This is a genomic window from Phytomonospora endophytica, from assembly GCF_014202425.1.
Taxonomy (GTDB): Bacteria; Actinomycetota; Actinomycetes; order Mycobacteriales; family Micromonosporaceae; genus Phytomonospora; species Phytomonospora endophytica.
In genome coordinates this window covers 648,887-661,514 of sequence record NZ_JACHGT010000002.1, presented here as the reverse complement: position 1 = coordinate 661,514, position 12,628 = coordinate 648,887, and the positions used below count along the sequence as shown (strand labels likewise).

The following is a 12,628-nucleotide window of genomic DNA, read 5'->3' as shown; positions in this document are numbered from 1 at the left end:
CTTGACAGCCCCAGAACCTTCATGTCGTCCAATCAATGGCCGAAGCGACGGAGACACAGGTAGACGCCCTGGGGTGTGTCGCGCTGCGCGCGACCCCAGGGGCTTGGCTCCCGAGGGTTGCGGGTCGTGTGGTGGGTATGGCGTCCCGGGGAACGCGGGAACACACCGCGAGGTCAACACCACCCCCACGCCCTGACGCAGGAGTGGTCTCGGTCAGCGACAGGACACACGACGAGCGCGGGCACAGCGAACGCAAGCACAGCGAACGCAGGCACAGCGAGCACAGGCCCGGCGAGCACAGGCACAGCGAACGCGGTTTCGGCGATGCCTCGCGCCTCCCGCGTCAAGAACACATGTCCTCGCCGAAACCCCACACCCCCAACGCACCTACCACTTCCCAGCGACTGCGCCCCCCACCGCGAGCACGAACGCAGGCGTGGGTTGCAATCACCGCTGCGTGGCTGCGTGGCTGCGTGGCTGCGTGGCTGCGTGGCTGCGCCGCTGCGCGGCCGCCCGCACGCCCGCCCCCTACTCCCGCAACCCCGCCTTCCTGTCCTGCTCCGCCAGTTCCGCCAGGTACGCGTTGTACACCTCGTGCGGGTCCTCCTCGGGCCGTCCCGTCTCTTCGGCTCGCTTCGCGGCTCGGTCGAGTCTTCGTCCTTCGCGGTCTTCGCTCTTGCTCCACTGGATCAGCAGTGCGATGAGCACGACCAGGCTCGGCGCCTCGCCGAATGCCCAGGCGATGCCGCCGCCGGCGCGCTGGTCTTCGAGCGGGGTGTCCCCCCAGGGGCGGGCGATGGCCGTGTACCAGTCGGCGGCGAGCAGGTCGGTGGACTGCATGATGGTCAGTCCGAAGATCGCGTGGAAGGCCACGGCGACGAAGAGCATCAGGATCCGTGCCGGGTACGGCACTTCGCGTGGGGCGGGGTCGGGCCCGATGAGCAGCCAGAAGAAGAGGCTGCCGACGGCGAGGAAGTGCGCCAGCATGAGCAGGTGTCCCGCGTGTGACGCCATGGCCCAGCCGAAGATGCCGGTGAAGTACATCATGTACAGGCTGGCCACGTAGAGCGCGAGCGCGATGAGCGGGTTCGAGACGAACCTGACGGCCTTGCTGTGCAGGATCAGCACGAGCCATTCTCGTGGGCCGCGTCCGTCCTTGACGGGTTTCAGCGCCCTGAGTGCGAGGGTGATGGGCGCCGAAAGCATGAGCAGGATCGGCACGAGCATGTTCATGCTCATGTGCTGGACCATGTGGACGCTGAACAGCACCATGCTGTAGCGGCCCATGCCCGACGAGGTGACGAACACGGCCAGTCCCCAGCCCGCGATCCAGAGCAGCGTCCGGGTGATCGGCCAGGTGTCGCCGCGTTTGCGGAGCCTTCGCACGCCGAGTACGTAGGCCGTGATGGCCAGGGCCGCGATGGTGCAGATGAGCACTTCGGGGTACCAGTCCAGCAGCAGCGTCTTCGCCGAGGCGGGGGCGGGCATGTCGAAGCCGAGCAGTGAGCGCGCGAGGGTCTCTTCGTCGGTCGACGGGGGCGGGGGTGTGCGGCCGAGGGCCACGGCGAGTCCGAAGGTGCCGCCCATGACGAGGACTTCGACGGAGGCGAGGCGGCGGAAGGGTCCTGGTCTCCCGTCGGCGAGCCGGGGCAGTGTCCGCGTCCGGTGCCAGAGCCCGAAGGCGCCGAGTGCGGCGAGCGCCACGGCCTTGAACAGCAGTTCGCGGCCGTAGGCGGTGTCGAAGAGGTGCCCGGCGTTGTCGATCCTGGTGGCTGCGTTGATGACCCCGGAGAGCGCCACGGCGGCGAAGCAGAACAGCGCGAGTCTGCTGTAGCGGGCGGCGACGTCGGCCTTGTCGCGCCTGGCGAGGAGGAGCGCGATGAGCCCGCCGACCCACAGGACGGCGCCGAGGACGTGCAGCACCATCGAGTCGACGGCGATCTGGTGGCTCCCGGCGGAGGCGGAGTGTCCGGTGAAGACTGGCGGGAGCACGGCGGCGAGCGCGAGGACGGCGGCGAAGGCCGCTCCGGTCGTGCTGAAGGTGCGGGCGCCGACGATCGCGGCGAGCAGCGCGATCCCGGCGGTCATGGCGTAGGCGAGGCCGTTCTCGGTGTCGCTGACGAAGCTCCACAGGCCCTGGAAGGTGACGGCGTCGAGGGGCCGCGCGAACAGGTCGGACAGCGACGCGGGGAGCACGATCAGCGCGGCGGCGACCCAGCCGACGGCGAACAGCGCTCCCGCGCGCAGCCAGCGGTAGGCCTGGGGCCCGATGCGGCCCTCGTCGTCGCGGACGAAGAAGGCGGCGGCGACGAAGCAGCCGATGGTGCCGGCGGCGAACAGGTCGCAGGCGAGCTTCGCCATCGGCAGCATCCACGCCACGACCGGGTCGGCGACGGGTAGACCGGGCACGGGCACGAGGTTCACGCCACCGCCGAGGCGCAGCACGACGACCGCGACGGCGACCGCCGCGGCCAGCGCGCCGGCCAGCGGCAGGGTGGGCAGCGGGCGGCGCGGGGCGGCGGTCGGGCGCGGCTGGTCTCGAACGGGAGCCTCGGTCACGTCCTCGATACTGCGCCCCGGCCGCGTCTCGCCGTCGGCCGGGGTTGGCGTGGGCGGCGAGGGTCTCACGGGCGCGCGGCGGGCTTCCGGCGGGTCAGGAGGGCGACCGCGACGGTGATCGCGATGACCAGGACGATGCCGCCGAGGATCCAGTAGATCGTGGAGTTTCCCCCGCCGGAGGAGTCGGCGGTCTCGGTCGCGACGGCCTGTGTCGGCCCGGGGGCCTTCGAGGTGTCGGGGGAGGCCGACGACTGCGCACCTTCGGTGGCCTTCTGGGTGGTGAAGGCGATGCTGCCGTCGACGCGGTGGCCGTCTTCGGAGACGATCCGGTAGCCGATCATGTAAGGCCCGGGCGCGGGGAGCGTGAGCGGGAGGGTCAGGTTCACGCCGTCGACGGTGAACGCCCGGGTGGGGACCACGGTTCCGGTGGCGTCGGTGAGCGCGATCTGGGTTGAGGGCGCGTCGATGCGTTCGGAGAATTCGAGCACCGCCTCGGCCGGCGCCTCGTCGAGGACGGCGCCCTCCTCCGGGTCGGAGGAGACGAGCTGCGCGTGCGCCGAGGCGGGCGCGGCGGTCAACAGCAGGGCCGCGACGGCGACGGCGAGAGTGGTGACGAGGATCCGGACAGTCTTCACGGCGGATTGGTCGTCCGGGGAGGGCGGAAGGTTCCCGGGGTGCGGGAATCGGTGCGGCTCAGAACGGTAAACCGGTCTCCGTGAGCGTCCCCAGGTGCGCGTGGAGGACGTCGACGGCCCTCTCGGGCGTGAACGACCACGGCTGGAGCACCGCGGCCATGGCCAGGCCGTCGAGGAGGGCGGCGAGGTGTTCGGTCTCGATGCCCAGGTCGAGGCCCTCACGCAGGCGACCGTTGCGGTGGGCCTCGGAGAGGACCTTCCCGACGATCATGCGCATGCCGTCGTGCAGGCGTTTCGCCTCCGGCTGGAGGCTCGGGCGGGTGCGGGCGGCCTTGACGAACTCCAGCCACACGACGGTCTCGTCGAAGCGCTCGTCGTCGACGGGCAGGAACTCCCGCAGCAGCGCCTCGGCGCGGGCGGCGCGGTCGCGGACCGGCGCCGGCCTGCGCAGGGCCTCGGCGTGGGCGAGGACACGTGCCGAGACGCGCTCGACCATCTCCTTCATCGCGAAGACCATGAGTTCTTCGTGGCTGGTGAAGTAGTGCCGCACCGAGCCGATGGCCAGGCCCGCCTCGGTGGCGATGTTGCGCAGGGAGGCGGCTTCGACGCCGTCGCGGCGCACGACCCGGAACACCGCGTCGACGACGGCTTTCCGGCGCTCCTCCGGATCGACGATCTTGGGCATGGAGTGAGTTTATAGCATGTGCGTGCTACTTTATTTGGCATGACCGTGCTACGAAAGGTTTCGAGATGAGCGGCTGGATCTGGACCGTCGTGATCGTCGCCGCGGTGATCGCGCTGATCGTCAAACGCTTCCGGGGGGAACCCCTCAACGCCCGGGACCTGTGCGTGCCGCCGCTGGTGCTGCTCGGCATCGGCGTCTACCACCTGACCAAGCTCGACATCGTCGACGGCCGCGACGTCCTGTGGATCATCGGCGGCGCGCTCGTCGGGGTCGTGCTCGGCGCCGTACGAGGGACGACGACGATCCTCTACGCGCGCGAAGGGCACCTCTGGCAGCGCTACACCGCCGGGACCGTCCTGGTGTGGGTGCTCTCGCTGGGGGTCAACGCGGGGGTGGGTTTCCTGGCCACGCACGTCGGTGGCATGCACGCCGAGGCCCGCCAGATGACGCTGTCGATCGGCGTCGGCCTCTTCGGTGAGATGGTCGTGGTCGGCCTGCGCGGGCTGCGGACGGGTCTCCCTTTCGCGCCGGAGAAGGACGGCGGCGTGCTGTCGGGACTGATCGACCGGCGGTGAGGCTCAGCCGATCCCGGCGTACCGTCCCTCGGCGAGCCGCTGCGCCGCCCACAACTCGGCGTAGTAGCCGTCGGCGGCGACGAGCTCGGCGTGCGTGCCGCGCTCGGTGACCCGGCCGTCCTCCAGGACGAGGATCTCGTCGACGGCGTCGAGGCCGCGCAGGCGGTGCGTCACGAGCACGACGCTGCGGTCGGGGGTGGCGCGCAGGACGTCGGCGAGCACGTCGTCGGCGGTCTGCGGGTCGAGGCCCTCGGTGGGTTCGTCGAGGAGCAGGACCGGCGGGTTTCCCAGCAGCGCGCGGGCCAGGATGAGGCGCTGGCGCTGGCCGCCGGACATGCGGTCGCCGTCTTCGCCGACGACGGTGGCCAGGCCATCGGGGAGGGAGGCGACCCAGTCGGTGAGCCCGGCCGCGGCGAGCGCGGCGGCGACGCGGGCGTCGTCGGCGGTGCCGTCGGTGGTTCCTTCCGTGCCGCTCAGTCGACCGGGTGCGGAGGGTGTCGCCGGAGGCGTTGAGGTCCGCACGGCTCTTCCTTCGCCGGCGATGCGCAGGTTCTCCTCGATCGTCGCGTGGAAGACGTGCGCGTCCGACAGGGCGCCCGACACCAGTCGGCGGACGTCGTCGCCGCGCAGGTCGGCGAGCGGCACGCCGTTGACGGTCGCCTCGCCGTGCGCGAGGTCGACGAAGCGGACCAGTGCGGCCAGCAGCATCGACTTTCCGGCACCGCTCGGGCCGACGATCGCGACGCGCCTGCCGGGTGGCAGGACCAGGTCGACGCCACCGGCGCCGGGGAGCGGGGTTTCCCGCTCGCCTTCGCGGGCGGGGATCTTCGGGCGGGCGTCCGACAGTCGCAGCGTGACCGGGCCCGACGGTGCCTCGCGCGGTTCGGCGGGGTCGGCGACGGGCGGTTCGGCGTCGAGGACGGCGGCGAGCCGGGTCGCGCTGGCGCGCACCTCCTGGAGCCGGCGGGCCGCCGTGGTCAGCGGCAGCAGCACCTCGAAGGCGGCCAGCGCGGTCAGCGGCAGCACCGCCGTCATGAGCGGCGAGATCCCTTCGGTCGACGCCGCCGCGAGGAGCACGCCGATGACGGTGAGGCCCTGCGTGAGCAGCGCGGCGGCCGCGACGAGCGCGTTGCCCGCGGCGCCCCGGCGTTCGGCGTCGGACAGGTCGCGGGCGACGCGACCGGCGTCGGCGACCGCGCGGCCGGTGGCGCCGAAGGCGGTGAGGTCGGCGGCACCGCGTACGAGGTCGACGGTGGCGGTGCTCAGTTCGGCGCGCGCGTGGGCGGTCCGGCGGGCCGTGCGGCGGGCGAGGTTCCCGGCGAGCCAGGGCAGCAGGACCCCGGCGACGACCGCGCCGAGCAGCACGATCAGCCCGGCGAGCGGGGCGAAGACCGCGGTGAACACGACGACGGCCCCGGCCACGACCAGCGCGGTCAGCGCGGGCATGACGCAGCGCAGGAGCAGGTCCTGGACCGCGTCGACGTCGGCGACGAAGCGCGTGAGGAGGTCACCGCCGCGGATCCCGCGCAGACCGCCGGGCGACAGCGGCGTCAGCGCGCGGTAGACGCGGGAGCGCAGCTCGGCGAGGGCGCGCAGGACGGCGTCGTGCCCGGCGAGGCGTTCGAGGTAGCGGAACCCGCCGCGCGAGATGGCCAGGGCGCGCACGGAGACGATCGCGACGGTCAGCGCGGTGATCGGCGGCTGCTCGGCCGCGCGGGCGAGCAGCCACGTCGCGGTGGCGATGAGGCCGATGCCGGACAGTTCGGCGGCGACGGACACGAGCCCGGCCAGGGCGACGCGGGGGAGATGCCGGCGGATGAGCCGGAGGATGCGCAGCTCGCTCACGGCCGGACTCCTCGGGGGTGGGCGTGCGCGGTCCGGTTCTCCGGTGCGCGCTTCGGCTCGGCCGAGACGGTGCGGGAGCGGCGTGCGTCCGCGCGGTCGCTTCCCGTCCGCTTCGCGGCACCGGGAGTCGGGCGGGCGGTTGTCTCGCGCGAGGTGGCGGGAGTGGCGTGGCCCCTCATCGCGCGCTCCCCTCGGTCTCCAGTTCGGCGACCTTCCCGTCGGCGACGCGCAGGACGCGGTCGGCGCCGTCGAGGATCGCCGGGCGGTGGGCAACGATCAGCGCCGTGCGGGAACCGTCGGCGGTGAACCTGGCCGTCGCGCCGGTGACGGCGGCCTCGCTGCGGCCGTCGAGGCTCGCGGTCGGTTCGTCCATGAGCAGCAGGGGAGCGTCGCGCAGGAAGGCCCTGGCCAGGGCGAGGCGTCGCGACTGCCCGGCGGACAGGCCGAGGCCACGGTCGCCGAGCAGCGTGCCGTAGCCGTCGGGGAGGTCGTCGACGAAGTCCGCGTCGGCCGACGCGGCCGCGGCCCGCACCCGCGCGTCGTCGGCGTCGGGGGCGCCCAGGCGGATGTTGTCGGCGACGCTTCCGGCGAACAGGTGCGCGCGCTGCGGCACCCACCCGATCCGCCGCCGCCACTCCTCGACGTCGAGCGTGGCGAGGTCGACGCCGTCGACGAGGACGCGCCCGCCGGTCGGCGCGACGAAGCCCAGCAGCACCGACAGCACCGTCGACTTGCCCGCGCCGCTCGGCCCGATCAGGGCGACGCGCTCCCCGGCTCGCACGGTGAAGGAGGCGCCGTCGAGGGCCTTCACACCGCTCTCGGGGTACTCGACGGTGACGTCGTCGAACCCGATCGTCGCGAAGGTCCCGGCGGGCCGCGCGCCACCGGAGGGCAGCCCTTCGGCGCTCTCCACGATGGTCAGCGCCTCGTCCATCGCCGCGAGGCCCTCCTGGCTGGCGTGGAACTGCGTCCCCATCGCCCGCAGCGGCAGGAACGCCTCGGGCGCCAGCAGCAGCACGAAGAAGGCGATGCGCAGGTCGAAGTCACCGGCCTGGAGCCGCAGCCCGATCGGCACGGCGACCAGCGCGACCGACACCGTCGCGACCAGTTCCAGCACCAGCGCCGACAGGAACGCCACGCGCAGGGTCGCCATCGTCGCACCGCGGTAGCGGTCGGCGACGTCGCGGACGGCCTCGGCCTGCTTCCCGGCACGCCCGGCGATCTTGAGCGTCGACAGGCCCGCGACGACGTCGAGGAAGTGCCCGCCCAGGCGCGACAGCAGCTTCCACTGCTTCTCGGTCTTGGCCTTGGTGTGCCAGCCGACGAGGATCCCGAAGATCGGCACCAGCGGCACGGTCACGGTGATGATGATCGCCGAGGCGAGGTCGGCGAAGTAGAGCATCGCCAGCACGGCGACCGGCACGGTGGCGCCGAGCATGAGCTGCGGGAGGTAGCCGACGAGGTAGGCGTCGAGACCGTCGATCCCGCGCGTGACCAGCGTCGCCGTCTCGCCGCCCCGGCGTCCGCGCAGCCAGCGCGGGCCGTGCGCGGCGGCGGCCGCGAGGGTGTCGGCGCGCAACCGCGCCTTGATGCCGGCGGCGGAGCGCGCGGCCAGGCGGCCGTGCGCCCACGACAGCAGCGCCCGCACCCCGAAGGCGGCGGCGACCAGGGCCAGGCCGTTCAGCAGCGTCGACACGGCGGGCGCGTCGACGGCCCGGGCGAGTACCCCGGACAGCGCGTAGGCCTGCACGCCGATCGCCGCGGCCGTCACCGCGCCGGTGACGGCCGTCAGCGCGAGGTAGCGGCGCAGCTCGGGCAGCCGCCGCGTCATCCGGGGATCCACGGGTCTCACGGGTCGAAGACTACGGCCTGTAGAAGTTCAGTAGAAGAGCGGAGTCGACGACGACACACGCCTGCGCCACAGCCACCACATCGCCGCCTGGAAGCCGAGGAGCACCGGAATCATCGGAGCTGCGGCGATGGTGAGCAGGTCGAAGGCGGCGGCGTTCGTGGCGCCCTGCGTCACGGTGAGCGAGTTCACCGGATCGGCGGCGTCGACGTAGCCGTAGGGCAGGCGCGCGAAGCCGACGATCAGCAGCGGCGCCACGACCGCGACGCACGTCGCCGCGAAAGCCCGGCCGCGGCGGCCCGCGGCGGTCCAGCGCCCGGCGAACAGCACGGCGGCGGCCAAGATGACGACCCCGGCGACGGCCACCACGGGCAGTTCGACGGCCCCGGCGGTGAAGAACCCGGCCACCGCGACGACGCCCACGCCGATCAGCGTCGGCGCGACACCGGCCGTCACGACCGCCGAGGCCTTCGCCCGCGCGTCATCGGTCCCGCGCAGGGCCAGGAAGGTCCCGCCGTGCAGGAGGACCAGCATCGCGAAGACGAGGCCGCACAGCAGAGAGAACCAGTTCGGCAGCCCGTGCAGCCCCTGGACCAGCTGGCCGAGGAAGGCGCCCCAGCCGACGACGGTGACCAGCGCGCCGGTCGCGATGAGCACGTCGAAGATCTCGCGCCCCCGCTTCGCCCGGCTGCGGATCTGCACACACGCGGTGAACACGACCAGCCCGCACAACAGCACCGCCAGCAGCGTGCTGCTCGTGCCCAGGAGTTTCCCGTCCAGCAGCGGGAACGCGCCCAGCAGCGCGCCGATCGCGGCGACCAGCCACACCTCGTTGCCCAGGAAGAACGGGCCGACCGCGGCCAGCGCCCGGCGGCGCCCGTCGTCGTCGCGCGCGAGGTGCCGGAACAGCAGCCCGACGCCGTAGTCGACGCCCGCGAGCACGAAGTACGCGGCGAACAGCAGCCCGAGCAGGGCGTACCAGAGTGTCTCCATGGCTACCTCGTCCCTTGGGGAATGAGCAGGTTCGTGGCCGTGTCGACCGGCGTGCCCGGGTCGGGCTGCCACACGTCGACGCGGGGGCCGCGCAGGCCGTGGCGCAGCATCAGCCACCACGCGGTGATCAGCAGCGCGCCGAGCACGGCGGTGAAACCGATGAAGGACGTCCACATGCCGCCGACGGTGGCGCCGCCGAAGGCCTCGGCGGTCGTCTGCACGCCGTAGACGGCCCAGGGCTGGCGGCCGACCTCGCGGAAGACCCACCCGGCGACGGCCGCCAGGAACGGGAAGGGCACGAAGACGATGAACAGCGGCATCAGCCACCGCATCTTCGCGGCGAGTTTCCAGATCACGATCGGCGCGACCAGCAGCAGGACCATCGAGCCGACCTCGCCGACCATCGCCATGAAGTCGAAGGCTCCGCGTAGCCCGTCGGCGAGCCGGTAGTCGCCGGCCCCGTACTGGGCGGCCAGTTCGGCGTTGACGGCGCCGATCTCGGCGTCGTCGGCGGACTTCATGGGCTGGATCTCGCCGACGAAGCCGTACTGCGCCCAGCCGGTGCCGAAGGCCCAGCCGATGCCGACGAAGAGGAAGGTGAAGCCGACGCGGAAGGACCGCAGGAAGAACGCGTCCTCGGTCTTACGGAAGATGTGCCAGGCGGCGGTACCGAGGATCACCACGCCACCGGCGGCCATCGCCGCGCCGACGATGTGCACGAAGGCCCACCAGGTCGACGGGTTGGCGAAGACGGCGCCGACGTCGGTGAGAACCGCCGTCCTCCCCGCAGGCCCTTCCGTCATCTCGTAGCCGACCGGGTTCTGCATGAACCCGTTGGCGACCAGCACCCAGAACGCCGACAGGTAGGCCGTGATCGCCACGAGGTAGATCAGCCCGAGGTGGACGGCCTTGGGCAGCTTGTGCCAGCCGAAGATCCACAGCGCGAGGAAGGTCGACTCGGCGACGAAGGCGATGATCGTCTCCAGCGCGAGGGGCGCGCCGAAGACGCCGCCGACGAGGTGCGAAAGGCCCGCCCAGCTCGTCCCGAACTGGAACTCCATCACGATCCCCGAGGCGATGCCCAGGGCGTAGTTGATGACGTACATCAGGCCCCAGAAGCGGGTCATGCGGAAGTAGAGCTCGCGCTTCTCCTCCTTGCGCGCCAGTGTCGCGCGCGTCTGGAAGTACAGCAGCGAGGTGACCAGGCCGAGCGTGACCAGCACGAACAGCCAGTGGATCGAGGTGGTGACCGCGAACTGCAGGCGGGCGAGATCGAGTGCCTCCATCACCGTCCTCCTGATACCTGAGTAGACGACATGTTGGCAGTCTACATATCGCGCGCCTACCTACCAACCGGCGCTGTAGCTGGGAATACGCTGAGGGCTCTGGCGCTCACGTCCGGTGGACCACTAGACTCGCTACTTATGAAGGCCAGCTCCCTGCACGGGCACCTCGACGCGCTGATCCTCGCGGTGGTCGAAGACGAGCCGCTGCACGGCTACGCGATCATCGAGGCCCTGCGTGCACGCAGCGAAGGCACGCTGGACCTGCCGACGGGCACCGTCTACCCGGCCCTGCGCCGCCTGGAGCGCGAAGGGCACCTGCGCAGCGAATGGTCCAATGTGGCCGGACGCGACCGCCGGACCTACCGCCTGACGGCCGGGGGCAAGAAGGCCCTCGCGGGCCGGCGCGGGGAGTGGCGGGAGTTCCGCGACACGATCAGCGCGGTGCTCGGGACGGCGTAGGGGCGCGTCCGCCGGCTCGCGTCCGTCGGCGGTGACGCGCGATCCGGTCGTCTTCGCGGGGCCGCGTCGGTTTCGCCGTCCGGAGACCGGACACCCGCCCCGAAGATGACGTGAAGGTCTTTTCGGTGCATTGACGGACATCACTCCATAATGCCGCGAAACCATCTCATGATCGGCCAGGATGTACCCCGGAGTGAGAGGGGGACATCATGGGGCTCTTGGTCGTCATCGGCATCTGGCTCGGCGTCGGACATCATCATCACCATCACTGGTGACGTATCCAGTAGGTGCGTGAAAGCGGGGGCGGTCCGGTGGACCGCCCCCGCTCCCGTCTCCTACGCGGCCCGGGCCGCCAGCCATCCGGCCATCGCCCGCACCCCGACGCCGATCGCGCGCGGGTCGGGATCGAACGCCGCCCGATGCGGCGACGAGGTCTCGATGCCCGCGCCCGGCCTGCGCACGCCCAGATAGCTGTAGGTGCCCGGCAGCCGGTCGGCGAACAGCGCGAAGTCCTCGCCGTTGAAGGGCATCGCGGCATGCGCGACGCTCACCGTGTCGGGCCCGAGCGCCGCGAGCACGTGCCGCTCCAGCGCGCGGGCCTCACGCTCGGCGCAGACGAGCGCCGGGAAGGGTTCCTCGGGGAAGACGACGGCCGGGTCCCCGTAGGGCGCCGCCAGCCGCGCGACCTCCGCCCGGACCTCCGCGTGCCGCTCCTCGGGCCAGCAGCGGTAGAACACGCCGACGTCGACGCGGCCGTCCGCGCCGGGCTCGCCCGCCCGCGCGTTCAGCCAGACGAAACGCGCGAGCGGCCCGTCGGGGGTCTGGATGTCGGCGACGAGCCGCTCCAGGTCGGCGGGCGACTCCGGCGGCGTCACCGTCGACAATCCGGCGAGCTCGGCGGCCAGCCGTCCCGCCCGTTCGGCGGCGTCGGGTCCGGTGAGGGTGACCGTGCCGCGATCGAGGCCGGGCAGGCCACTGCCGGGGGTGATCGCGATCCCGCCGACGGGCATCGGCCCGCAGTGCAGGGCGTGGATCTCGGCGGGCGCGTAGCGCTCCAGCACGCGCGCGGCGAGCATCGCGCGGGCGCCTTCGAGGGTCTCCTCGGCGGGCTGGAAGAAGAACACGATCTTCCCGCGCAGCCGCTCACGCAGCGAGGCGAGGACCTTGGCGACGCCGACGCCGACGGTCGTGTGCACGTCGTGCCCGCACACGTGCGCCGTCGCGCCGCCGCCCGGGAACTGCTCGCCGGATGCGACGGCGTCCATGTCGGCGCGATAGGCGACGGTCCGCCCGGGCCGCGCGCCTTTGAGGACGCCGACGACGCCGTGCCCGCCGACGCCGGTGGTCACGTCCAGACCGGCCTCGGTGAGCGCGCGGGCGACGGTCGCGGCGGTCCGGCGTTCGGCGCCCGCGAGTTCGGGGTGGCGGTGGATGTCGTCGCGTAGGGCACGCAGCCCGGCGTCGATCCGGGCGGCGGCACGGTCGACGGCCGCCTGGTCGATGGGGTGGCGGTGGACGGACTCGGTCATGGGAAACCTCCGATGGTCCTCGGTCTACCGGGCAAGCGTGCGGCCGGGCGGGGGCGCGCGCAGTGGTGCCAGGTCCCCTCTTGGGACGCGACAAACCCCCCAATCACCGATCTCGGCGTTACCCGATCCACACCTGGAGACCCCGTAAAGGACAAGATCGCCGTCTACGCTTGCAGCGGCCCGTGGTGGGACGACGAGGTCCCACGCGTCTGC

9 protein-coding genes and 1 pseudogene are annotated in these 12,628 nt (G+C 72.3%); 2 read left to right on the top strand and 8 right to left on the bottom strand.

What is annotated here, in order from left to right:
- Positions 1-528 precede the first annotated feature (528 nt).
- From HNR73_RS06310 to HNR73_RS06300, 3 genes are all read right to left on the bottom strand, one after another.
- Entirely contained in the window at positions 529-2,559 is a 2,031-nt protein-coding gene (locus HNR73_RS06310) for a bifunctional copper resistance protein CopD/cytochrome c oxidase assembly protein (protein ID WP_184786295.1), read from the bottom strand.
- A gap of 65 nt (positions 2,560-2,624) precedes the next feature.
- Positions 2,625-3,194 (bottom strand): copper resistance CopC family protein, encoded by a 570-nt coding sequence (locus HNR73_RS06305; RefSeq protein ID WP_184786294.1) that lies wholly within the window; start codon positions 3,192-3,194, stop codon positions 2,625-2,627.
- Positions 3,195-3,252: 58 nt separating this feature from the next.
- Positions 3,253-3,879 (bottom strand): TetR/AcrR family transcriptional regulator, encoded by a 627-nt coding sequence (locus tag HNR73_RS06300; protein ID WP_184786293.1) that lies wholly within the window; start codon positions 3,877-3,879, stop codon positions 3,253-3,255.
- Positions 3,880-3,944: 65 nt separating this feature from the next.
- Between HNR73_RS06300 and HNR73_RS06295 the strand changes: the two genes are divergently transcribed.
- Positions 3,945-4,454, top strand: coding sequence for a DUF1453 family protein (locus HNR73_RS06295; RefSeq protein ID WP_184786292.1), 510 nt, complete (start codon positions 3,945-3,947; stop codon positions 4,452-4,454).
- Positions 4,455-4,457: 3 nt separating this feature from the next.
- Here the strand turns inward: HNR73_RS06295 and cydC are convergent.
- The 4 genes and pseudogenes from cydC to HNR73_RS06275 all read right to left on the bottom strand — a co-directional run.
- A pseudogene (gene cydC / locus HNR73_RS06290) lies at positions 4,458-6,344 on the bottom strand (thiol reductant ABC exporter subunit CydC); the annotation flags it as partial.
- 130 nt (positions 6,345-6,474) lie between these two features.
- A complete protein-coding gene (gene cydD / locus HNR73_RS06285; RefSeq protein WP_184786358.1) occupies positions 6,475-8,130 on the bottom strand; it encodes a thiol reductant ABC exporter subunit CydD in 1,656 nt (551 codons plus the stop codon).
- Positions 8,131-8,178: 48 nt separating this feature from the next.
- Positions 8,179-9,141 (bottom strand): cytochrome d ubiquinol oxidase subunit II, encoded by a 963-nt coding sequence (locus tag HNR73_RS06280; RefSeq protein WP_184786291.1) that lies wholly within the window; start codon positions 9,139-9,141, stop codon positions 8,179-8,181.
- Between the two features lie 2 nt (positions 9,142-9,143).
- Positions 9,144-10,427, bottom strand: a complete 1,284-nt coding sequence (locus HNR73_RS06275) for a cytochrome ubiquinol oxidase subunit I (RefSeq protein WP_184786290.1) — start codon at positions 10,425-10,427, stop codon at positions 9,144-9,146.
- 138 nt (positions 10,428-10,565) lie between these two features.
- On the opposite strand from HNR73_RS06275, the gene HNR73_RS06270 reads away from it, so the two are divergent.
- Positions 10,566-10,886: a PadR family transcriptional regulator gene (locus HNR73_RS06270; protein ID WP_184786289.1), complete on the top strand. Its 321-nt coding sequence runs from the start codon at positions 10,566-10,568 to the stop codon at positions 10,884-10,886.
- Positions 10,887-11,221: 335 nt separating this feature from the next.
- Here the strand turns inward: HNR73_RS06270 and HNR73_RS06265 are convergent, their stop codons facing one another.
- The gene (locus tag HNR73_RS06265) at positions 11,222-12,415 is read right to left on the bottom strand and encodes a M20 metallopeptidase family protein (protein ID WP_184786288.1); all 1,194 of its coding nucleotides are present in this window, start codon (positions 12,413-12,415) and stop codon (positions 11,222-11,224) included.
- Positions 12,416-12,628 lie beyond the last annotated feature (213 nt).